Source organism: Streptomyces sp. NPDC090088 (assembly GCF_044747345.1).
GTDB lineage: Bacteria > Actinomycetota > Actinomycetes > Streptomycetales > Streptomycetaceae > Streptomyces.
Map to the genome: position 1 here is coordinate 23,796 of NZ_JBIVDZ010000017.1, position 21,389 is coordinate 45,184.

The window sequence follows — 21,389 nt, forward strand, 5'->3', positions numbered from 1 at the left end:
ACTACGAGACGGTAGGCGGCCGGACGAGAGGGAGTCAAAGGTCTCGCGGGCCCTTGCCGGGACCTGTTTTCTCGAACGTGAGAGGCCCCGGCTCCCAGCGCCCGTCGGACCGGTCGGCGGTCAGAACGGCAGGTCGATCCAGGTGCCGTTCTCCGCCACGCGCAGGCACCCGGTGAGTCCGGCGTCGTCGAACGCGTTCGCGATGTCGGCGCGCTCCTCGCTGAAGTGGGCCCAGCCGTCGCAGTGCGCGGGAACCACGACGGGCGCGCCCAGCACGGACGCGGCGGCGCTCGCCCGCTCCGCGGACAGCGTCAGCGGGCGCCCGCGCATCTTGGCAGGAACGCGGGCCGCCCCCATGAACAGAACCGCGACATGGATCTGCGGCAGGCGCCGGGCGATCTCGGCGACGACACCCACGGAGGCGTTGTCCCCGCTGACGTAGACGGTCGGCAGGCCGTCGCCGCTCAGCACGAAGCCGGTCACCTCGCAGTTCACCTGCCCGTCCTGGTCGCGCTCCCCGTCGTCCGGCCCGTGCTGGGCCGGAACGGCGGTGATGTCGAGCGCCCCGCCGTCGGGGCGGACGACGCGGGCGGTCTCCCAGCTCGCGAGCGCCTGCGCGGGTGCGCCCAGCCGCCCGGCCGCGGCAGGACCGGTCAGCACGAGCGGAGCCCGGAGCGCGAAAGCCCGTCCCCGGGTGTCCAGGTTGTCGGGGTGCAGGTCATGGCTGACCAGTACGGCGTCGACGGCACCGAGGTCCGCCTCGGTCGCCGCGGGGCCTGCCGTCTTCGTCAGATAGCCGTGGTCGCCCGCTTCGTCGAACGTCGGATCGCACACCAGGCGCAGCCCGCCGATGTCGATGACGGTGGTCGGCCCGCCCAGCACCGAAACGGCACAGGGACGGCGTTCGGGACCGACTGTGTGAGCCATGACCGCACCTCGCTGATGAGTGGACCGCCGACGGTGGACTCCAGGCTCCCTCACCGACGGCGGGCGGGCACGGCGAACGACCGTCCGGACGCTGGCGGCGCGGTGCGGCGAGTGCGGTACGGCGAGCGTGGTGCGGCGAGTGTGGTGTGGCGAGCGTGGTGCGGTGAGTTCCGTGCGGTCACCGGACGCCCCCCGGCGCGGATGCGATCGCCCTCCGGGTGCGAGACGGTGGAGCGGCACGACGGTTCCGGGCGCCGAACCGCGCCGATGGGCTCCGGCCCAGGCCGGCACGGACGTCGACGGGGCCGGGAGTCCCGGGGCCGGAGGGCGATCCGCCATGGAATACCTCGTCACCATGACCACCCGCGTCCCGGAGGGAACCTCTCCGGAGGAGGTCGACGACGTCCGCGCGCGCGAGGCCGCCAACTCCCGCGGGCTCGCGGAGGCGGGCCACCTGCTGAGGCTCTGGCGACCGCCGTTGCGGCCCGGCGAGTGGCGCACCCTCGGGCTGTTCGCCGCGCCGGACGCGGCACGCCTGGAGGACCTCCTCGCCGCCATGCCGCTGCGTGTCTGGCGCAGCGACGAGGTCACACCGCTCACCCCGCACCCGAACGACCCGGGCCCGGCCTCGCGAGGGGCGGCGGGCGCGGACCGGGAGTTCCTGGTCGCCTTCGCCCCCGAGGGCGACCCGTCCCGGGCGCCGGCGGACACGGTCCCGGCGGAGGCGGCCCGTGCGAAGGAGTTGGCCGAAGAAGGCCACCTGGTCCGGCTGTGGCGGACCCCGGACGACAGGGCGCTCGGCCTGTGGCGCGCCCGTGACCCCGCCGACCTGCGGATCGTCCTCGACTCGCTTCCCCAGGCGCCGTGGCTCGCCACGGAGACGACCCCACTGACCGAACACCCGAACGATCCCGGGCTCGGGCCGCGCGAGGGCTGACGGCCTCGACGCGGGGGTACGACCTTGCCCACGCCGCCGACGGAACGAACCCGTCAGGCGCGCGTGCCCTGGCGGGGGCCGCCGTACTCGACGTCGGCGCCGTGCCGGTGCTCCTCGCCCGGCGGAGTCCAGACCACGTCGCCCGGACGTGCTTGGCGGATCTCTCCGCCGCGGGACTGGATCGGGGCGATGCCCTCGGCGATGTAGAGGGCCTGGCGCAGACCGTGGGAGTGCCAGGCGGTCCGCGCACCGGGGGAGAAGCGGACCGCGTCGGCCCATGCGTTGAAACGTCTCTCTTGTGCCGGCGGGGTCAGGCGGCCGGGCCGTTCTCCAGGACGGCCCCCAGGCCCTGGGCGGCCCAAATCCGGATGCCTGGCGTGGGCACGGTCGGCTAGCGTCCTCTTCGTGCAGGTGCGCAGGCAGCGGATACTTCGCCTTCCACGCGGGTGACGCGGGTTCGAATCCCGCCGCCGGCTTCGGCCGGTGTCGTCCAGCGGCCCAGGACGCCTTATGTCTCCGTCGCCGAACCTGATCTCTGCACACTCCGTCTGCCGCTGGCCGTTCGGGGCATGCGTATCGTGCGCCGCAGTGCCGCCGCTCGCGCGGGGACCCGACTGCGGGGTGCCGTGCGGGTGTCGAGCGATCAGGAGGGCGCGGTCAGTGACCGAGTATCCGAGTACGTCGGACGCGTCGTCGGGCGCGGAGCGTCGTGATGCCCAGGACTCCGCGCCGAGTTCCGTCGACGAGCGCAACCGCCGACTGGCCCGCGCCGGTGTCGCCCGTGCCGAAGAGGTCCTCGTGACGCGCTACCGGATCCCCTCGCGGCAGGAAGCGTTCGAGCTGTTGCGCCGGACCTCGCAGAAGTACAACGTCAGACTCCACACCCTCGCCGATGTCGCCGTGCGCCTTCCGGCTCCGGAAGCCGGTGCCCCCCGCTGGGTGCCGAATCGTCCGCAAGGAGCCGCACCCGCGATTCCCGCACTGCGCACCGACCCCTCGCAGCTCACCTCCCCGAGCGCCGTGCTCAAGGCCGCCCTGCGCCACACCCTGCGCGTCACCGACGCTCCGATGGGCAATGTGCAGCTGGCGGAGTGCGGAATGCTGCGTCTGGAGCAGCACATCGGGCTGAACCGGCACTTCACCGACTACTTCGCCTTCGTCGACGACTCGACGACGGCCTGTGCGCAGGCCGCGGAGGAACGCCGGCAGGTCACCGTGAAGGACGTCGCCTCCTCCGACATCTTCGACGAGACATCCCGGCAGACGATCCTGCGGGCGGGCAGCCGCGCCTGCCACAGCGTGCCCCTCGTCAGCCCCAAGGGCAGGGTGATGGGCATGATCTCCACCCATCACGAGCGGCCCGTGGGCGGCTTCAGCCCCGCCCGGCTGACCGCGTTGCACCACCTCGGTGGCCAGGTCGGCCGCTGGATCCTGTGGCACCGCAACACCACCGTCTTCACCGCCCTGAACGATCTCCACGGCAGCGCCACCCGGCGGAACTGAGCCGGGGAACCCGGCACAGGGCGCATGACCAGCATCGACAGCAGGGACGCCATGGTGAGCCCGGCCTGGGCCGGACGGCGCAGGACCTTGCTCGGATCGATCCGGTACTGGTTGGTGCGGCCACCGCGGGTGTGGGAGAGACAGCCGTCTTGCTGGTGCGGGCGGCCCCGGACGACGCCAGGATGCCGGTCACCCTGAGCGGGGAGTTCTGCCTCGACAGCAGTCAGCAACTACAGGCCGAGGCCGTGCAGCTGCGGCGGGCGATGCGCACCAGGCCGGAGACAGACCTGGCCCGCGGAATCCTCATGGCGTCCTTCGGCCTGCCCCCCGACGAGGCACGTGGTGGCCGGCGTGGTGCAGGGGGCGTCGCTGCCCGGACAGGTCCAGCGGCAGCTGACGATGGCCGTCGCCCGGGCCAGGACCGCCGCGGAGGCCGGACCACTGGACCGGTCTCCGCGATAGACGGCGCGGCGCGGTCACGGCACGTCATCTTCTCTCTGTGCGTCGCCTGTTCACCGGCTACCAGTAGTGGCGTCGGCCGGCGACCGAGTGGCCGAGCGAGCCGAGGAGGAACAGGACGAGCCCGATGACGAGCAGGATGATCCCGATCGTCCACAGGAACCCGATGTTGAAGACGAATCCGAGGATGAGCAGTATGACGCCGAGGGCGATCATCGCCGTCTCCTCTCTCCGGCCGAGGCGTCGGCCACTGGTGATGGGGTGAGGGTGGGGCTTCTTCAGCTGGTCAGCAGGCGGTTGAAGAACGAGCGGTAGTGGCGGAGCGCCGTACGCAGTGCTTCGGTGTCGGCGTCCCCGCCTCGGCTCCACTGGTCTTCGAGTTCCTTCTTGTGTTCGTCGAAGGTCGCGGCAAGCGTCTGCATGACGTTGGCGACCAGACTGTCCGCGGCCTGCACGGTGTCGCGCGGGTCGTCGACGAAGGCGGTCTGGATCTTCTCCCAGCGTGCGCGGAAGTCCTCCTCGTCCCCGGGCGTCAGCAGCCGCGGCAACTCGTCCGCGTCCCCGGCCCGCGCCGTCGGCGCCGGGGGGCCCGCCTCGTCCGCCCCGATGTCGTCCATGCCGACTCGTGCGTCGCTCTCACCGGGGTAGATCGGGGGCGGCTCGGTGCCGTCCGGGACGGTGCCGGTCTCGCGAGGCCGCACGAGGTCCTCGGTGGACAGGCCGGTGTCGGTCGTGTGCGCTGTGTCGTTGCGTTCCATGGCGCCTCCGTCGGATCCCCGCTGCTCGCGGTCAGGCCCTGGCATGGCGGGCCTGACCGCCGTCGATGAGAAGTTCGTCGAACAGCGCGCGGTAGTGCACCATGGCGCTGCGCAGCTGTTCGGTGGTGGCCTGGTGGCCCGTGCTGAGCGTGTCGATCTCGTGGGCGGCCCGGTAGTGCTCAAGGGTGCGACCGTGTTCCACGGAGAGATCCTTCAGCTGCTGGTCGTAGCTCTCGGTGGGATAGCCGCGTGCCCGCATCAGCGACGTCACCAGCCGGTCCGCGTCGTGCACGGCGTCCTCGGGCCGGTCGACGAACTCGTGCTGCACGTCGTCCCAGTCCCGGGTGTAGCGCTCCCGGGCGCCGGCGGGCAGCGGTTTGATGTCGAGCTTGTCATGTCGCTTCTCGCGCGTGCTGAGTTCGCGCTCCGCGGCCAGCCTGCTGTCCGCGCCGTCGACGGTCCGCTCGTACTCCGGACCGAACCGCTCGCGCAGAGCCCTGCGCCGCCGGAGGAGAACCACGGTGAGTGCGATCAGGACGACGACCACCGCGACGGGAATGACGATCGCCAGAAGCGTGACGGTAGACATCTGCCCGACCTCCTTTCCGATGGGTCGGTGTCCTTCCGGGTACCCCTTCTGCCTCGGGTATTCCGAGGCGCGGAAAGTGTTCGGGAGAGAAGAGGAGGTTTCGTGCCGCCGACCGGGGTCACGCGGCTGTGGGGGAACCTGAGAGGAGAACCTCATGAAGACGACCTCCGGCGATCACGCCGCACCTCCGCCCGACGACGAGACACGGCAGCGATCCGCGGAGCAGCGGAATGTCACCGCGCCCACACCGAGGGACGTGCGGGAAAAGGCCGAACACGACGACGGACCCGAATCCCCCACCCGGAAGAGCACTTGACCCCGGCGCGCCACACGGTCATGGCAGCCAGGGGAACCGTCCCTCACCGGCATGCTCGGTGACCGCCTTGCCGAGGCCCGTGCCGAACGGGGGCAGACCGGCGAGCGCGAGACCGCCGACGGCGAACAGCGCCCCGACGAACGGCAGTTCCCGGCCGCGCCGGTACAGCCCGTGCTCGTCGACGGAGCCGAACCGGTCGAGCAGCACGCCGGTCGTGGCGAACAGGGCCGCCTTCACCCCAGGCTGGGCTCCACCCTCATGATCCTCCACGACCGCATGTCCGACCTGTGCGCCACCTACGGCCTGACCATGGAGGACCTCAACCTGGACCTCGGCCCGCTCGGCACCCTTCTCCCACCGGCGGGCCCCGACTGACGACCCTCATTCCGTTTCACCGCCCGGCAGGGGGTTACTCGGGACGGGTGCCCGATTCCCCATGGGGCGAGGAGAGAAGGACCATGGCCAAGCAGCAGAAGATCAAGGGCAAAGCCGAAGAAGCCGCGGGAAAGGCCAAGGAGACGGTTGGCCGCACCGTGGGCAACGAGCGGATGACGGCCGAAGGGCAGGCCAAGAAGTCGAAGGGCGCGGCCCGTCAGGCCAAGGAGAAGACGAAGGACGTCTTCAAGCCCTGACAAGCCGACCACCGGGCGGGCTCTCCATTCGGGGGCCCGCCCCTTCGTGCTCGGGAGGCGAGGAGAACACGGCCGTCCGGCATCCTGCCGAGCGGGGCAAAGTCAGATTCGAGCGGTTCGCCGAATCTGCCTCGAACATGACCAGCTCGCCCGTGTTCTGCCGGCCGGTGACCTGATGGCGTGCGTCACGTTGCTGCTGCTGGCGTTGTCGAAGAACGGGGATTTTCCCGGTAAACGCGGGACCTCGGTCCCGTGGATCTCGGCGGTCTCCTCGCGCGGGCGGAAATTTGCCTCCGGGGCAAATTCGACGACGCCCGGACCGCGCCCGCGTGAGGTTTACGTAACTCCCCTTTAGTCCCGATGACTTGGTTCGGTAATCGCCGCTGGCTGAAGTAGGGGTCACACGCAGCGGCGAGGGGTGAGGAACCCGGCGCCAGGCATGGAGGATGTCATGCCCGAGATGTATTTCGACGTGCGCTGGCCCGATGGTGACGTCCAGCGCTGCTATTCCCCCTCCACGGTGATCGAGGACTACTTCACGGTGGGTACCGAGTACACGGTGGACGACTTCCTGGAGCGCAGTCGGACGGCGCTCGGAATCGCCGGTGAGAGGGTACGGGAGAAATTCGGATTCTTCTGCACCGGTGCCTCCGGCCAGCTGGAGCGGCTTGAGGAGACGGCCCGTGTCCGTGCCTTCCCCGCCGAGGGCCGGATCCTGGTCGAGGCGCTCCTCAACGCGGACGGGACCCCGCGGTGACCCCCGCACCCCGGCTCGACGGAGGCCACTACGCGGCTGCCGTGATAGGCGGCGGCCAGGCGGGACTGTCGGTCAGCCACTGCCTGGGCGAGCGCGGTGTCGACCATGTGGTGATCGAGGCCCACCGCGTCGGGCACGAGTGGCGCGAGCGCCGCTGGGACTCCTTCTGCCTGGTGACCCCCAACTGGCAGTGCAGGCTGCCCGGTCACCCCTACACCGGCAGCGACCCCGACGGCTTCATGGTCCGCGACGACATCGTGCGCTACCTGGAGGAGTACGTCGCCGCCTTCGGGCCGCCGCTGGTGGAAGGCGTGTCGGTGACCCGGCTGCGCCGGTCGGCGCGCGGCGTCTTCGAAGTCACGACCACGGCAGGGGAGTTCACCGCCGACCAGGTCGTCGTCGCCACCGGCCCCTATCACACGCCGAAGCTGCCCCGGATGGCCGAGCGACTGCCCGCCGCCATCGAGCAGTTCCACTCCTCCGGCTACCGCAACCCGGACCGACTCCCCGACGGCGCCGTCCTCGTGGTCGGCACGGGACAGTCCGGCTGCCAGATCGCCGAGGACCTCCACCTCGCCGGCCGCCAGGTCCACCTCGCGGTCGGCGGCGCGCCGCGCGTCGCCCGTTTCTACCGGGGCCGCGACTGCGTGGCCTGGCTCGACGACATGGGCCACTACACCAAGAACATCGACGGCTTCGACGACGCCGACGCGGTACGGCTGCGGGTCAACCACTACGTCACCGGCCGCGACGGAGGCCGCGACATCGACCTGCGGGCCTTCGCCCGCGACGGGATGCGCCTGTACGGCCGCCTCACGGAGGTCGAGGGACCGGTGCTGGAGTTCGCCGACGACCTCAAGACCAACCTCGACCACGCCGACGCGGTGGCCGAGAGCATCAAGGACGCCATCGACGCGCACATCGAGGCGGCCGGCATCCCGGCGCCCACCGAGGCCCGCTACCGGCCCGTGTGGCAGCCGGACGACCAGCCGGGCACCCTCGACCTCACCGAGGCCGGCGTCACGTCCGTCGTCTGGGCCACCGGCTTCGCCCGCGACCACCGCTGGATCGAGATCCCCGCCTTCGACGGCCGCGGCTACCCCATGCACCGGCGCGGCGTCGGCAGCGTTCCCGGCCTGTACTTCCTGGGCCTGCCCTGGCAGTACACCTGGGGCTCGGGCCGGTTCGAGGCGGTGGGACGGGACGCCGAGTTCCTCGCCGACCACATCGACGCCTCGCGCCGCCTGGCCGACGTCTGCGGCACCCTCACCGGCGCGCCCAGCGCCCTCGCCTCCGCCCTCCCGATCGGCTGAAGGGCTCCTCCGGACCATGGTCTTCGACGCCCACCGGCACATCGGTGTCCTGCCCGCCCATCCCTTCTACGGCGGCCCGCCCGTCCACCCCGACACCACCGCCCGCGCCACCGTCAAGCAGCTGATCGCCGACCTGGACGCCGAGGGCACCGAACGCGCCCTGGTCATCCCCAACTACGGCGTCCCCGACCCCGCCATCGCCTTCTCCTTCAACGAGCTGGCGATCGAGGCCGCCCAGTCCGACGACCGGATCCGCGCCGGCCTGTGGGTCTCACCGCGCCCCGAGGACGAGCAACGCACCGCGCAGGCACTGGCGTTGGCGGGCGAGCCAGGGGTGAAGGCGCTCAAGCTGAGTTTCCTGCTCGGCGGCCGTCCCACCGATCCGGCCTGCCGCCCGCTGCTGGACCGTATCTTCGCCACCGCGACCCGGCACGGGCTGGTGGTCCACGTCCACACCTCGCCCGGCGCCGCCTCCGACATCGACGAGGTCGGCCACCTCGTCGACTGGTACGCCGACCGGGTCGCCGTCCATCTCGTGCACTTCGGCGGCGGGATGAGCGGCCACATCAAGCTCGCCGGCTCCCGGTTCTTCGACTGGATCACGGCCGGCAAGCGCGTCTACACCGACCTCTCCTGGGCCATCGGCTTCCTGCCGTACTGGCTGGCCCGGGAGATCGAGCAGCGCGGCATCGGCCACGACCGCGTGCTCTTCGCCAGCGACCAGCCCTGGGGCGACTTCACCGGCGAGTACGCCCGGCTCGCGGCCGCGACCGGCGGCGGCGAACTCGCCGACCTCGTCTTCCGCGACACCTTCGCCGCCCTCTACGACTGACCGGCCCCTTCGCCACCCTCGACGACCGACCGACCCCCTCGCCGATCACCGCCTCGCCAACCACCGCCTCGCGCAAGGAGATCCCCGTGTCCGAAACCGCCGCCCAGCTCAGCGACGTCGAGCAGAAGTCCCTCGACGAGATCCCGCACCCCTCCCTCCCCGAGGGCTCCAGCATCTACGGCTCCACCAAGGTCTTCCCCGACTACCAGGCCGAGGACGGCGAGACCTACTTCACCCTCGTCCACGGCATCGCCCACGAGTCCTCGGTGTCCTTCGTCGCCGTGCTCCAGGCGACCCGCGCCCTGCGCAAGGGCTTCGAGACCGCCATCTACTTCTACGGCCCCGGCTCCCTCAACTGCCTGGCCACCCGCGGCTTCCCGACCACCGGCAACTCCGCCTTCCCCGGCGAGCACAACATCAACAACCAGCTCAAGACGTTCATCGCCGAGGGCGGCAAGGTCTACTGCTGCCGCTTCGGCCTGTCCCTGCACGGCGCCCGCGAGGAGGACCTCATCGAGGGCGTCATCCCCACCCACCCCCTGGACGTCCAGGACGCGCTGATCCACTACGCGCGCAAGGGCGCCGTCATCAACTCCACCTACCAGCTGTAGGGAGACCCCGCGATGAGCACCGGCACCGGATCGACGGTGGATGTACGGATCATGACCCGCGCCGAACTCGCCCTGCACGGAGTCGCGTCGGACACGCCCGTGCGCAGGCCCGACGGCGCGGGACCCAGCGACGACGGACACGTCCTCGTCGACGGTGCCGGTGCCGCGCTTCCCCGCAACCCCGACAGCCCCTACCGGGTACGCGACGGCAGGGTGTGGCTGGGCGAGGAGACCGGACAGCTCACGGACACCGGCCTCACCCTCACCCCCGTACAGCGCCCGAGGTTCTACGACCTCACCACCGCCGACGGCATCCCGTACGAGCACATCGCCCGCCTGCACGGCGCCGACGTCCTCGCCACCACCGTCGTCCAGACCTGCATCCGCTACGCCGAGTCCGACCGCTGCCGCTTCTGCACCATCGAGGAGTCCCTGCGCTCCGGCGCCACGGTGGCCGCCAAGACCCCGGCGCAGCTCGCCGAGGTCGCCGAGGCCGCCGTACGGCTCGACGGCGTCCGCCAGATGGTCATGACCACCGGCACCACCACCGGCCCGGACCGCGGCGCCCGCAACCTCGTACGGTCGGTGCGCGCCGTCCTGCGGGCCGTCCCCGGCCTCCCCGTCCAGGTCCAGTGCGAACCGCCCGCCGACCTCGCCTGGATCCGCGCCCTGCACGACGCCGGAGCCACCGCGATCGGCATCCACGTCGAGTCCCTCGACGACGCGGTGCGCCGCCGCTGGATGCCCGGGAAGTCGACCGTCCCGCTGGCCGAGTACGACACCGCCTGGGACGAGGCGGTCCGCGTCTTCGGACCCAACCGCGTCTCCACGTACCTCCTCGTCGGTCTCGGCGAGAACCCGGACGAACTCATCGCGGGCGCCGGCGAGTTGATCCGACGCGGGGTGTACCCCTTCGTCGTCCCCTTCCGCCCGATGGGCGGCACCCTCGCCGCCCGCGAGGGGATCAGGGCCCCGAGCGCGGAACTGCTGCGGTACGTCACCGAGGGCGTCGCCGCCCGGCTGCGTGCCGCCGGGATGCGCGGCGCCGACCAGAGGGCGGGGTGCGCGGCCTGCGGGGCGTGCAGCGTGCTGTCGACGGCGGGCGGGTGAGGGGAGTGCTGCTCGACGGATCCCCGGAGCCGGCGATGGAGCGGCCGTACGACATCCTGGCCCTGCTGGGCGACCGGAACACCCTCGCCCGCGAGGCCTCCTTCCGAGTCGAAGAGGCGAGTACGCACGCCGAGTCGGCGGACTACCGGCGGCTGCGCCGGGACGTGTTCGTGCACGAACAGGGGCTGTTCGACGGCCACGACCTGGACGATCGCGACACCGACCCGCGCACCCTGGTGCTGGTCGCCAAGGACGCCGCGGGCACGGTCCTCGGCGGGGTGCGGCTGGGACCCGTGGCCGACGGTCCGGACCTCGGCTGGTGGGCGGGCGGCCGGCTCGTCGTCGCGCCGGGCGCCCGCGGCCCCTGGGGCATCGGTGCCGCGCTGGTACGGGCCGCGTGCGCGCGGGCCGAGGCGGAGGGCGTGCTGCGCTTCGACGCGACCGTCCAGGTGCGGAGCGAACCCCTGTTCCGGCGGCTCGGATGGCGTTCCGTACGCCCGATCGAAGTCGCCGACACGCCGCACACGCTGATGCGCTGGCCCATCGGGCGCATCGCGGCCCAGGCGGCGGCGGTGAAGTCCGCCCTCGGTCCGCTGCTGGCGGGCCTGCGCGAGCCGGCGGCCCGTGCCCGACGGCGGGACCCGGTCGGCGGGGCCCTCTCCGCGGCACGGGCCGCCCTCGGCGGCGGGGGATTCGTCGGCGACGACGGCGCGCCCGTCCCCGGCACCGACGTGATCGCCGCGTGCGACGCGATCGTGCCGTCCATGGTCGAGCGCGACCCCGGCTGGGCGGGCTGGTGCTCCGTCCTCGTCAACGTCAACGACCTGGCGGCGATGGGTGCTTCACCCCTCGGACTGCTGGACGCGGTGGGCGCGAGGGACGCCGCCCATGCCGCGCGGGTGCTGGACGGACTGGCGCGGGCGGCGCGGGCGTACGACGTCCCGGTGCTCGGCGGCCACACCCAACTCGGCGTCCCCGCGGCCCTCTCCGTGACCGCGCTGGGCCGGACGGCGCGTCCGGTGCCGGGCGGCGGCGGACGCCCCGGGCACGAGGTGCGGCTGACCGCCGACCTCGGCGGCGGCTGGCGCGCGGGCTACCGGGGCCGCCAGTGGGACTCGACGAGCCACCGTCGTACGGCCGAACTGCGCGCCATGACCGGCGCGGTGGCCGCCGCCCGGCCCGCCGCGGCCAAGGACGTGTCGATGGCCGGGATCGCCGGCACCCTCGGCATGCTCGCCGAGGCGAGCGGCAGCCGGGCGGTGCTCGACGTGGCCGCCGTACCGCGACCGCCCGAGGCCACCGTCGGGGACTGGCTGACCTGCTTCCCCGGCTACGCGATGCTCACCGCCGACGGACCGGGCGCCCCACCGCTGCCCGCCGGACCGGCCACGGGCGCCGTGTGCGGCGCGCTGACCACAGGAGAAGGCGTCGGGCTGCGCTGGCCCGACGGCGAGATCACCGAAGCGGTCGCCTCAGGAGTGACCGGGATGGGAGCCGCATGAGCACGCTGCGGATGGCCGCCGTCGCCGCCGAGTTCGGCCGGGACCTGGAAGAGGACTTCACGATCGCCGAACGGCTGATCAAGGAGGCGCGGAAGCAGGACGTACGGCTGCTGGCCCTGCCGGAGGCGTGCCTGGGCGGCTACCTGCTCAGCCTCGACGACTCCGCGGAACTCGACGAGGGCCCGCCCGCCCTCGCCCTCGACGGCCCCGAGATCCGCCGACTGGCCGCGCTGGCGGGGGAGATGACAGTGGTGGCGGGCTACTGCGAGGCGGACACGGACGGCAACCGCTACAACAGCGTCGTCTGCGTCACCGGCGACGGCGTCCTCGGCAACCACCGCAAGGTGCACCAGCCGCTGAGCGAGGACGCCTCCTACGCCTCCGGCGACCGCTTCCACGCCTTCGACACCCCGGTCGGCCGGATCGGGATGATGATCTGCTACGACAAGGCGTTCCCGGAGTCCGCCCGGGCGCTGGCGCTGGACGGCGCCGAGATCGGGGTGTGCGTGTCGGCCTGGCCGGGCGCCCGCACCAACGCCGTCGCCGACCTCGAACAGGACCGCTGGAAGCGCCGCTTCGACCTCTTCGACCGGGCCCGCGCCCTGGAGAACCAGATCGTGTGGCTGTCGGCCAACCAGGCGGGCACCTTCGGGTCGCTACGCTTCGTCGGCAGCGCCAAGGTCGTCGACCCCGGCGGCGAGATCCTCGCCGACACGGGCGTCACGGCCGGCATCGCCGTCGCCGAACTCGACGTCGTCCAGGCCCTTCGGACCGCCCGCCGGTCGATGGGACACCTGCGCGACCGGCGGCCCGAGACCTATACGTACGCGGGAGCAGTCAGCACATGAGCACCGTCCGGATCGCGGCCGCGGCCGCCCACTTCGGCCGCGACCTGGAGTTCGACCTCGCCCGCGTCGCCAAGCTGATCGACGACGCGCGCGCCGCCGGCGCCGGACTGCTCGTCCTGCCCGACGCGTCCCTCGGCGGCTACCTCGCCGACCTGCGCCACCCCGACCCCGAGGCCCTGCCCCCGGCCCTCAAGCCCGACGACCCCCTGATCCACCAGGTGGCCCGGCTGGCCGCCGAGATGGTGGTGTGCGTCGGCTACTGCGAGGACGCGGGCGACGAACGCTACAACGCGGCCGTCTGCGTCAGCGGCGACGGCGTCCTCGGCCGCCACCGCAAGGTCCACCTCCCGGCCGGCGAGACCGCCGCCTACACGCCCGGCGACCGCTTCGACGCCTTCGACACCCCCGTCGGCCGCCTCGGCATGCTCATCGACTACGACAAGACCTTCCCCGAGTCCGCCCGCTCCCTCGCCCTGGACGGTGCCGAGATCCTCGCCTGCCTGTCCGCCTGGCCCACCTCCATCACCAACCGCGCCCCGCGCATGGCCCAGGACCGCCAGGCCAGGCTCTTCGACCTCTACGACCAGGCCCGCGCCGCCGAGAACCAGCTCGTCCTCGCCTCCTCCAACCAGACCGGCGCCATGGGCGGCATGCGCTTCCTCGGCCAGGCCAAGGTCGTCGGCCCCGGCGGCGACATCCTCGCCCGCACCTGGTCCAAGGCGGGCCTCGCGGTGGCCGAGGTCGACGTGGCCGCCGAGATCGACCGCGCCCGCCGGGTCCTGCGCCACCTCGACGAGCGCCGCCCCGCCGCCTACCGCGAGAACCCGTCGTAACCTGCCCCCGGGAGCACCCTCGTGAAGATCGCCCTGCTCAGCTACTCCACCAGGCCGCGCGGCGGCGTCGTGCACACCCTCCACCTCGCGGAGGCCCTCGCGGCGCTCGGCGAGGACGTCACGGTGTGGACCCTGGGCCGGGGCGGCGACACCGGCTTCTTCCGGCCGGTGAGCCCGGCCGTACGACTGCGGATCGTGCCGTTCGCCGACGGCCCCGCCGACGAGACCGTCGGCCGGCGCGTCCTGCGGTCCATCGCCACCCTCCGCGACGCCTTCGACCCCGCCCCCTACGACATCGTCCACGCCCAGGACTGCATCAGCGCCAACGCCGTGGGCCCCTGCGTCCGCACGGTCCACCACATCGACCACTTCACCACCCCCGAACTGGCCGCGTGCCACGAGCGGGCCATCGTCGAGCCGTACGCGCACGTCTGCGTGTCGACGGCCGTGGCGGGGGAGCTGCGTGAAGGCTGGGGGCTGACCGCGCAGGTGATCCCCAACGGCGTGGCCTACGACCGTTTCGCCACCACCGACCCGGCGGCGAGGGCGAGTTGGCGCTCCCGCCTGGGCCGTTACCTCCTGACCGTCGGCGGTATCGAACCGCGCAAGGGCTCCCTCGACCTGCTGGAGGCGTACGCGCTGCTGCGTGCCGACCACCCCGGTGTACGGCTGGTGATCGCGGGCGGCGAGACCCTCTTCGACTACCGCGACTACCGCGCCCGCTGGGCGGCCCGGGCCGCCGAACTCGGCGTGGAACCGGTCGTGTTGGGCCCCGTACCGGACTCCGACCTGCCCGCCCTGGTGGCGGCCGCCGACGCCTTCGCCTTCCCCTCCCGCAAGGAGGGCTTCGGCCTCGCCGCCATGGAAGCCCTCGCCGCCGGCGTCCCCCTGGTCGTACGGGACCTGCCCGTCCTGCGCGAGGTCTTCGGCCCCGCCGCCCGCTTCGCCGCCACGCCCGCCCAGCTCGCCGCCGGACTCGGCCACGCCCTCACGGCCGAGGACCCGGCCAGGCGGGCCGCCGGACGCGAGCTGGCCGCCGCCCACACCTGGCCCGCGGCGGCCCGGCGCCACCTGACCCTGTACCGCTCGCTCAGCGGGCGGTGGCGAAGTCCTGGGTCCAGTAGCCGTCGGGCTGCGCGAGACCGACGCCGATCTCCTTGAACGCGCAGTTGAGGATGTTGGCCTTGTGGCCGGGGCTGGCCATCCAGGCCGCCATGACCTGCTCGGGAGTGGCGTAGCCGTAGGCCACGTTCTCGCCGTAGGTGCTCCAGGTGTACCCGGCACGGGTGATCCGGTCTCCGGGGGAGGAGCCGTCGGACCCGGTGTGCGACATGTTCTGGTGAAGCGCCATGTCCGCGCTGTGTGCCTGTGCAACCTTGGACAGGGTCGTGTTCACGGTCAGGGCCGAACAGCCGACCTTGCCGCGCTCGGCATTGACGAGTGCCACGACGCGGGCGACGACTCCGGACGCCGTGCCGGTGGTCTTCGGAGTGCTCGACGCGCTCGGCGTGCTCGACGGCTTCGGGGCCGCGGAAGAGGCGGCGGCCGTGGTGTTCCGGGCGCTGGGCGACGCGGTGGCCCTCGGCTTCGGCGCGGTGGTCTTCCTGGCGCTCGCGGGGGCGTGCGGAGCCTTCTTCTTCGCGCTCGGGGTCTTCGTGGCGCTCGGCGTCGCCGATGCCGTCGACGAGGGCTCACCGGTCGGGTCGGCGTCCCAGGGGCGGCCCCAGCTCGCGTCGTTCCACCAGCCCTTCTTGTTCCACGAGGCGTTCGTCGCGCTGTTCTCGGCGCTGTCGGACCGGCCTCCACCACTGCCGGGCCAGTTGGTACAGGCCATGGCGGCGGACGGTATGCCCACGGCGCCCACGGCGACGGCAGCGATGACTATCCGCCGGTAATGCGTGTTCTTACGATGTCTACCCATGCGTAACCCGCTCCTGAACTGCGGCGTCGTCCTGCGGGTCGCCATTCTTAAGACGCCCTTGGAAGGAGCGCAAAGGGCGTCCGTACTATCCCGCTTAGTAGGCTTGCGCGACCCTCGCCGGGGGAGTGGGGGGCGCCGGTCCGGTCTCCGGGACCTCCCCGGCGATCTGTTGCTCCGTCAGAATCCCTGCGTGCGCGCAGAACGGATGAAAGCGGTTCGCGGATGGAAAGCCGTGAATCCAGGCTCGCCGCCTCCGCACCCCAAGACGGACAAATCCCATATGTCGTCAGAGTGCCTTCTACTATCCGGCACGGCTAGGTCCCGGATCCGCTGTGACGGATGTCACGGAACCATGCATTCCGCTTCTGTGTCCGACCTCGCCCTGGAGACCGCCGACGCCGTGATCGCACTCTCCCGGCGCGCCCGCGAGCTGGTCGTGCGGAACCTCGTGATCGCCGGCCTCAACGGACTGGTCGCGGTGCGTGCGGCCGGGGGGAGAACCGAGGCCCCCGCCTCAGCGGCCGGGTGCGGCAGCGATCCGGCTGTGCCGGGCGATCCGAGTCGTCTGCCGTGCCTTCGTTCACCCGTCGCCCTGCTCGATGTCCAGATGGACCGGCCCGCGGAGGACGGGGCTGCGCCGGTACGGCGGCGGGTCGGTGACCAGGCCGGGGTGGTCGAGGCGGCGGGCGAGTTCGGTCAGCGCGATCTGGGCCTCCCGGCGGGCCAGCGGGCCGCCGAAGCACAGGTGGATGCCGCTGCCGAAGCCGAGGTGCTGGTTGTCGGTCCGGTCGGGGTCGAAGCGGTCCGGGTCGCGGAAGCGGTCCGGGTCGCGGCTGCCGGAGGCCAGCATCAGCATGATCTGGGAGCCCTTGGGGATGACGGTGTCGCCGACGGTGATGTCGCTGTACGCGGCCCGCCAGGGAATGATGTGGACCGGCGGTTCGTAGCGCAGCAGTTCCTCGACCAGCGGGACGACCAGGTCCGGTTCGTCGCGCAGCCGGCGCAGCACGTCCGGGTGGCGCAGCAGCGTCAGCATGCCGTTGGTGATGAGGTTGACGGTGGTCTCGTGGCCGGCGACGAGGAGCAGTTTGGCGGTGGCGACGATGTCGGCGTCGGTCATCCGGCCGTCGGGCCCGTCGTCGTTGGCCAGCCGTGACAACAGGCCGTGTCCCGGCCGCCCGTGGCGCTGTGCCACCAGCTCGCCGAGGCACCGGCGCAGGTCCTCGCGGGCCCGCACGCCCTTGTCCCGCTTCTCCTTCGGGTCGGTGGCGGGGTCGTAGTCGACCGAGTCCATGATGTCGTGCACCCAGCGGTGGAACCTCGGCTCGTCCTCGCGTGGCACGCCGAGCACGTGGCAGGTCACCGCCAAGGGGAGCGGGAAGGCGAAATCGTCGACGACGTCGATCCGCTCCCGGTCCGCGAAGCCGTCGACCAGCCTCCCGACGGTGGCGGCCACGAAGCCTTCGAGCCCGTTCACCAGCCCAGGGGTGTGCGGGGGCCCGAACTGCCGCATCGCCATCCGCCGCAGCCGGTCGTGCTCGGGCGAGTCCATGTGGATGAACGACGAAGGGGGTTCGTCCGACGGCATCGGACCCGACAGGTTGCGCACGTCGGAACTCAGATGCGGGTCGTTCAGTACGTCCGTGATCTCGCGATGGGTGCTGATGACATAGCTGCCGTCCTGCTGCCGGGCCACCGGCGTCTCGCGCAGTTCGGCGTACAGCGGGTAGGGGTCGGCGCGGGCGGAGTAGTCGTAGATCCGTTGCAGTGTGCCGGAGGTTCCGCTCGCGACGGTCAGGCCTTCCTTCGGTGGACGCGGGCCCGTGGAGTGCGGCTCGGACAGGGCCGGGCCGGGGAAGCCGGCGGGCGCCGGGCGCTGGTCTGCGGCTCGGTCGGGCGTGGGGCAGCGGGGCGGGAAGGGGGCGGCCGTCTCGATCGACCGTCGGTAGTGGTTCAGCGACCTGCCGTCGTCGAAGCTGACGGCAGCGGTGACCCGGCCCCGGCAGCCGTATACGGCGACGAAGCGGTGGTCGGCCACCGATCCCTGGCTGACGACCACCTGGTCGGCGAAGGCCGGCACGCCGACGGACTTGATGTTGACGCCGAACTGGACCGACCAGAACAGCGGGACGGACACGTGGGGCCGTTGCCCGGTCTCGGCGCTGACCATGTTGTGCGCCGCGACCTCGGCCTGCTCCACGGCGTTCGCCCAGTGCTCCAGCGAGACGAGCCGGTGCTCGTAGACGGGGTTCGGGCAGCGGGCCACGTCCCCCGCCGCGAAGACGTCGCCGGTGACGTGGCCGTCGGCGTCCAGGGCGCGGCACCCAGTGTCACAGGTGACTCCCCACTCGCCCGCCGCCAGCCCCGATCCCCGCAGCCACTCGGTGTTGCGGATGCTCCCGAACGCCACCACCGCCACCTCGGCGTCGACCGTGGAGCCGTCGTCGAGATGAGCACGGCGAAACCGTCCCCGCGCGTCGCCCTCCAGCCGGACGGCCTGGACACCGCACCGCAGGTCCACACCATGACCGCGCTGCATGTCGGCCGCGACCTCGCCGATCACGGGTCCGAGCGTCCCGGCCAGCGGGGTGGACGCGAGTTCGGCGACCGTCACCGGGATGCCCCGCTCCCGGCAGACGGAGGCGATCTCGCAACCGGTGAACCCCGCGCCGATGACCAGTACCCGGGACGGCCCGGCGGCGAGGGCCCGCCGCAGGCCTTCGGCGTGCTCACGCGTCCGTACGACGAAGACTCCGTCCAGGGCCGCCTCGGACTCGACGGACCACGGCCGGGCCCGTACCCCGGTGGCGATCAGCAGCCGGTCGAAGGGAATCCCGCGCCCGTCGGCGAGGCGCACGTGGTGCGACGCGAGGTCCAGCCCGTCGGCGGGCACGCCCAGCAGCCACTCCGCATCGACGGCGCGGCGCCGGGGCAACGTGGTGGCGTCGGCGGGCACCCACCCCGTCAGCACCTGCTTGGACAGCGGTGGACGGTCGTAGGGCTCGCACGGCTCGTCACCGATGATGGTCAACGATCCCGTGAACCCCTCGTCGCGCAGGGACTCCGCGGCCCGCAGCCCCGCCAGCGAGGCGCCGACGACCGCGATGCGACCTGCGCGCCTGAACGCCCGCAGGTGAGCGGCACCGCTCATGGTGTCGACGCCCTCGGGCCGTGTCGGGCGTCGTCGTCGGGGTCTGGAGGGCACATGGGGCACATGGGCGCTTCCTCACCGTGCATCCGGGAGGGATCTCCGTCACGCCGGAGGATGTGGGGCACGGCGTGCCGGAACATCGTCAGAGAATCAGCCTAACAGCGGCGTCGGCAGCGGCGATTCCAGCGTCGGCCGATCAGATGAGCGCAGGTCGCAGGTCGCAGGTCGCAGGTCGCAGGTCGCAGGTCGCAGGCCCGCTCGCGAGCGTGGCGGGCACCACCTGTCCCGGTGTGCCTCGCGGCCTCGCGCACACCGCGGCGTTATCAAAGAGACCATGGAATCGTCCTGGACCGGTCATGGAGTCCGCCTGCGCGCCGTCGAGCCCGACGACTGGACGGCGCTCATGGGCCTCGCCGCCGACGACGGGCGGCGAGGAAGCCGGCCGGAGCTGCCGCGGTCCGCCGAGAGCCACCGTGTCCGGGCGAAGGAGCAGGCCGTTGCCCGGGGCGATGACGACCGCTTCCGGCTGGCGGTGGAGGCGACGGCCACGGGAGTGCTGGTCGGCACGGTCGGCTCGCACCGCACCGGCCGTCGTTCAGGCTGGTTCGAGGTCGATGTCGAGATCGGGTCCGACCACCGGCGCAAGGGCTACGCGCTGGAAGCGGTGGCGCTGCTGCTGCGCTTCATGTTCGCCGAGCGGCGCTATCACAAATGCCTGGCGGCGGTCCTCGCCCACAACGAGGCGTCGCTGGGGCTCTTCCGCCGGCTCGGCTTCACCGAGGAGGGGCGCCTGCGGGAGCACGTCTTCCTTGCCGGCCGGCACCACGACCTCGTCATGATGGGCCTGCTCGCCGACGAGTTCGACCAGCGGCACACGACGGCCCGGCCATGAGTCGGTGATCCGTACGTCTGTGATCCCGGCCGGCAGGACCGTCCTCAGCCGCGCACGGTGGCGCGCAGGCGCAGGCCGACCGTCGCGAGGCCTTCGAGGGTGGTGACCTGGTAGCCGGGTCCCGGTCCCGGCGGCTCGCTCAGGTGGTAGCGGCGGGCGGTCTGCGCGGTGAGGAGCGTCAGCATGGCCATGGCCAGCGCGGCTCCCTCGCAGCCGTGCGGTCCGGTACCGAAAGCGAGGAAGACCCCGGGTTTCGCCGGAGAGCCCGTGTCATCGAGCCAGCGTTCGGGCAGGAACCGGTCCGGTTCGGCGTACTCCCGTGCGTCGCGGTGAACCGTGTAGGGGCAGACGAGGACGGTGGACCCGGCGCCGATGGTGTAGTCGGCGAGGCGGGTCTGCCGCGGGGCGTCCCGGGTCAGCAGCCAGCTCGGGGGGTACAGCCGGAGCACCTCACTCACCAGTGCCTCGGTGTACGGGAGGCCCCTGAGGTGGGTGCGGGTCGTCGTGGCCGGGTCCGCGGGGAGCGCGGCGGCTTCGGCCGCGACGCGGTCGGCCGCCCGGGGGTGCCGGGCCAGGTGGAGCAGGATCCATCCGGCGGCCCGGGAAGGGGTCTCGAAGGTGGCGACGGTGATTCCGGGGAGAGTGTCGAGGACGGCCTCGTCCGGCAGCAGGCCGTAACGGGGGGAGGGGCGGAGCAACTGTCCCAGCAGGTCGTCGCCGAGCCGGCCCGACGAGCGACGCCGCCGTACGACGGCCCGCAGCGCGTCGGTGAAGGCGACCTGCTGCCGGGTGCGGAACCGCCGTGCCGGGGTGGGCACCCAGCGCGGCCATACCCACCGCGAGGGGCGTACGAGCACCTCCCGGGCCAGGAAGAGCTGTGCCGCAGGGGGCAGCAGGGCTGGGGCGTCCTCGGAGAAGAGGTAGTGCACGCCGATCTCCGCCAGGGCGTGCCGCACCAGCGGCAGGATCTCGACGTCCTGGCCCGTGGGCCACTGGTCGGCGAACCGGGCGGTCCGGGGCGCGATCTCACCGATCCTGTCGGCGACCGCCTGCGCACGGAGTCCGTGCATCCGGGCCGCGTGCGCGTGCGCACGCTCCTCGGGCGCCGGTGCTCCGCTCGACCGCTTCAACGGCGGGAAGAGCGGAGAGGAGGCCTTGGGGAAGTCCCGTGCACGGTGCAGCACTTCTTCGCACGGTCCGGCCGTGGCGGCCACGTAGACCCCTGACTCCAGCTGCCAGACGTCCCCGCACTCCTCGGCGCCGCGGCGGGCCACCTCGAGCCGGTCGCGACTCCAGGTCGCGTAGCTGCCTCCGGGCAACCGCGGCGGCTCATCACTTCGGCCCATGGATTCGTCCCTGGCTCTCGTCCCCGTCCAGGCGATGCCCCCGGCAGCGTGGCCGGGAACGGGCGCCCGCCCCAGGGCGCCCGCCGGCTTGTGGGTTCAGTCCTGCTCGCCGCCGGCGTACGCGTCCCATTCGTGGGCGCCGTACGCACCGT

22 protein-coding genes and 4 pseudogenes are annotated in these 21,389 nt (G+C 72.4%); 15 read left to right on the forward strand and 11 right to left on the reverse strand.

Features of this window, described 5'->3' with window-relative positions:
* Positions 1-120 precede the first annotated feature (120 nt).
* Positions 121-927: an MBL fold metallo-hydrolase gene (locus ACIPSJ_RS50810; protein ID WP_401357032.1), complete on the reverse strand. Its 807-nt coding sequence runs from the start codon at positions 925-927 to the stop codon at positions 121-123.
* Positions 928-1,264: 337 nt separating this feature from the next.
* Between ACIPSJ_RS50810 and ACIPSJ_RS50815 the strand changes: the two genes are divergently transcribed.
* The gene (locus ACIPSJ_RS50815) at positions 1,265-1,864 is read left to right on the forward strand and encodes a muconolactone Delta-isomerase family protein (protein WP_401357035.1); all 600 of its coding nucleotides are present in this window, start codon (positions 1,265-1,267) and stop codon (positions 1,862-1,864) included.
* 53 nt (positions 1,865-1,917) lie between these two features.
* Here the strand turns inward: ACIPSJ_RS50815 and ACIPSJ_RS50820 are convergent, their stop codons facing one another.
* Positions 1,918-2,226, reverse strand: coding sequence for a cupin domain-containing protein (locus tag ACIPSJ_RS50820; protein WP_401357037.1), 309 nt, complete (start codon positions 2,224-2,226; stop codon positions 1,918-1,920).
* Between the two features lie 298 nt (positions 2,227-2,524).
* Between ACIPSJ_RS50820 and ACIPSJ_RS50825 the strand changes: the two genes are divergently transcribed.
* Positions 2,525-3,367, forward strand: a complete 843-nt coding sequence (locus tag ACIPSJ_RS50825) for a GAF and ANTAR domain-containing protein (protein WP_401357040.1) — start codon at positions 2,525-2,527, stop codon at positions 3,365-3,367.
* Between the two features lie 26 nt (positions 3,368-3,393).
* Here ACIPSJ_RS50825 and ACIPSJ_RS50830 read toward each other — a convergent pair.
* The 5 genes and pseudogenes from ACIPSJ_RS50830 to ACIPSJ_RS50850 all read right to left on the reverse strand — a co-directional run.
* Positions 3,394-3,522, reverse strand: a pseudogene (locus ACIPSJ_RS50830) (ArsR family transcriptional regulator); the annotation flags it as partial.
* Between the two features lie 364 nt (positions 3,523-3,886).
* On the reverse strand, positions 3,887-4,042 hold the full coding sequence (locus ACIPSJ_RS50835) for a DUF6131 family protein (protein WP_355707458.1): 156 nt from the start codon (positions 4,040-4,042) through the stop codon (positions 3,887-3,889).
* A gap of 62 nt (positions 4,043-4,104) precedes the next feature.
* Entirely contained in the window at positions 4,105-4,584 is a 480-nt protein-coding gene (locus tag ACIPSJ_RS50840) for a hypothetical protein (protein ID WP_401357042.1), read from the reverse strand.
* 31 nt (positions 4,585-4,615) lie between these two features.
* Entirely contained in the window at positions 4,616-5,173 is a 558-nt protein-coding gene (locus ACIPSJ_RS50845; RefSeq protein WP_401357045.1) for a hypothetical protein, read from the reverse strand.
* Positions 5,174-5,528: 355 nt separating this feature from the next.
* A pseudogene (locus ACIPSJ_RS50850) lies at positions 5,529-5,738 on the reverse strand (NADH-quinone oxidoreductase subunit D); the annotation flags it as partial.
* On the opposite strand from ACIPSJ_RS50850, the pseudogene gvpK reads away from it, so the two are divergent.
* The 11 genes and pseudogenes from gvpK to ACIPSJ_RS50905 form a co-directional block, all read left to right on the forward strand.
* Positions 5,730-5,864: pseudogene (gene gvpK / locus ACIPSJ_RS50855) on the forward strand (gas vesicle protein GvpK); the annotation flags it as partial. The pseudogenes ACIPSJ_RS50850 and gvpK sit on opposite strands and share 9 nt — an antisense overlap.
* 83 nt (positions 5,865-5,947) lie before the next feature.
* Positions 5,948-6,121: a CsbD family protein gene (locus tag ACIPSJ_RS50860; protein WP_365689622.1), complete on the forward strand. Its 174-nt coding sequence runs from the start codon at positions 5,948-5,950 to the stop codon at positions 6,119-6,121.
* A 451-nt stretch (positions 6,122-6,572) separates the two neighbouring features.
* Complete coding sequence (locus ACIPSJ_RS50865) at positions 6,573-6,878, forward strand: MSMEG_0570 family nitrogen starvation response protein (protein WP_359225799.1); 306 nt, start codon at positions 6,573-6,575, stop codon at positions 6,876-6,878.
* Complete coding sequence (locus ACIPSJ_RS50870) at positions 6,875-8,191, forward strand: MSMEG_0569 family flavin-dependent oxidoreductase (RefSeq protein ID WP_401357048.1); 1,317 nt, start codon at positions 6,875-6,877, stop codon at positions 8,189-8,191. The genes ACIPSJ_RS50865 and ACIPSJ_RS50870 overlap by 4 nt, the downstream gene beginning before the upstream one ends.
* Before the next feature lie 16 nt (positions 8,192-8,207).
* Positions 8,208-9,023, forward strand: a complete 816-nt coding sequence (locus ACIPSJ_RS50875) for an amidohydrolase family protein (RefSeq protein WP_401357051.1) — start codon at positions 8,208-8,210, stop codon at positions 9,021-9,023.
* 86 nt (positions 9,024-9,109) lie between these two features.
* The gene (locus ACIPSJ_RS50880) at positions 9,110-9,634 is read left to right on the forward strand and encodes an MSMEG_0572/Sll0783 family nitrogen starvation response protein (RefSeq protein WP_355707415.1); all 525 of its coding nucleotides are present in this window, start codon (positions 9,110-9,112) and stop codon (positions 9,632-9,634) included.
* 12 nt (positions 9,635-9,646) lie between these two features.
* Positions 9,647-10,744 (forward strand): MSMEG_0568 family radical SAM protein, encoded by a 1,098-nt coding sequence (locus ACIPSJ_RS50885; RefSeq protein WP_401357054.1) that lies wholly within the window; start codon positions 9,647-9,649, stop codon positions 10,742-10,744.
* The gene (locus ACIPSJ_RS50890; protein ID WP_401357056.1) at positions 10,714-12,246 is read left to right on the forward strand and encodes an MSMEG_0567/sll0787 family protein; all 1,533 of its coding nucleotides are present in this window, start codon (positions 10,714-10,716) and stop codon (positions 12,244-12,246) included. The genes ACIPSJ_RS50885 and ACIPSJ_RS50890 overlap by 31 nt, the downstream gene beginning before the upstream one ends.
* Positions 12,243-13,094, forward strand: coding sequence for a carbon-nitrogen hydrolase family protein (locus ACIPSJ_RS50895; RefSeq protein WP_359225814.1), 852 nt, complete (start codon positions 12,243-12,245; stop codon positions 13,092-13,094). The genes ACIPSJ_RS50890 and ACIPSJ_RS50895 overlap by 4 nt, the downstream gene beginning before the upstream one ends.
* Positions 13,091-13,927, forward strand: a complete 837-nt coding sequence (locus ACIPSJ_RS50900) for a carbon-nitrogen hydrolase family protein (protein ID WP_359225816.1) — start codon at positions 13,091-13,093, stop codon at positions 13,925-13,927. Before ACIPSJ_RS50895 ends, ACIPSJ_RS50900 begins: the two co-directional genes overlap by 4 nt.
* 21 nt (positions 13,928-13,948) lie before the next feature.
* Positions 13,949-15,088: an MSMEG_0565 family glycosyltransferase gene (locus tag ACIPSJ_RS50905; protein ID WP_401357060.1), complete on the forward strand. Its 1,140-nt coding sequence runs from the start codon at positions 13,949-13,951 to the stop codon at positions 15,086-15,088.
* Here ACIPSJ_RS50905 and ACIPSJ_RS50910 read toward each other — a convergent pair.
* Positions 15,018-15,374 carry a CAP domain-containing protein gene (locus ACIPSJ_RS50910; RefSeq protein ID WP_401357063.1) on the reverse strand — a complete coding sequence of 119 codons (357 nt, stop codon included), beginning with the start codon at positions 15,372-15,374 and terminating at the stop codon, positions 15,018-15,020. The genes ACIPSJ_RS50905 and ACIPSJ_RS50910 overlap by 71 nt on opposite strands.
* Between ACIPSJ_RS50910 and ACIPSJ_RS50915 the strand changes: the two genes are divergently transcribed.
* On the forward strand, positions 15,361-15,822 hold the full coding sequence (locus ACIPSJ_RS50915; protein WP_401357066.1) for a hypothetical protein: 462 nt from the start codon (positions 15,361-15,363) through the stop codon (positions 15,820-15,822). The genes ACIPSJ_RS50910 and ACIPSJ_RS50915 overlap by 14 nt on opposite strands.
* 606 nt (positions 15,823-16,428) lie before the next feature.
* On the opposite strand, the gene ACIPSJ_RS50920 is transcribed toward ACIPSJ_RS50915, so the two are convergent.
* Both ACIPSJ_RS50920 and ACIPSJ_RS50925 read right to left on the reverse strand, forming a co-directional pair.
* A complete protein-coding gene (locus ACIPSJ_RS50920) occupies positions 16,429-17,436 on the reverse strand; it encodes a cytochrome P450 (RefSeq protein ID WP_401357194.1) in 1,008 nt (335 codons plus the stop codon).
* Between the two features lie 252 nt (positions 17,437-17,688).
* Positions 17,689-18,999: pseudogene (locus ACIPSJ_RS50925) on the reverse strand (NAD(P)/FAD-dependent oxidoreductase); the annotation flags it as partial.
* Positions 19,000-19,333: 334 nt separating this feature from the next.
* On the opposite strand from ACIPSJ_RS50925, the gene ACIPSJ_RS50930 reads away from it, so the two are divergent.
* A complete protein-coding gene (locus ACIPSJ_RS50930; protein ID WP_359225825.1) occupies positions 19,334-19,891 on the forward strand; it encodes a GNAT family protein in 558 nt (185 codons plus the stop codon).
* A 44-nt stretch (positions 19,892-19,935) separates the two neighbouring features.
* Here ACIPSJ_RS50930 and ACIPSJ_RS50935 read toward each other — a convergent pair whose 3' ends face one another.
* Complete coding sequence (locus ACIPSJ_RS50935) at positions 19,936-21,237, reverse strand: cytochrome P450 (protein ID WP_401357069.1); 1,302 nt, start codon at positions 21,235-21,237, stop codon at positions 19,936-19,938.
* Between the last annotated feature and the right edge of the window lie 152 nt (positions 21,238-21,389).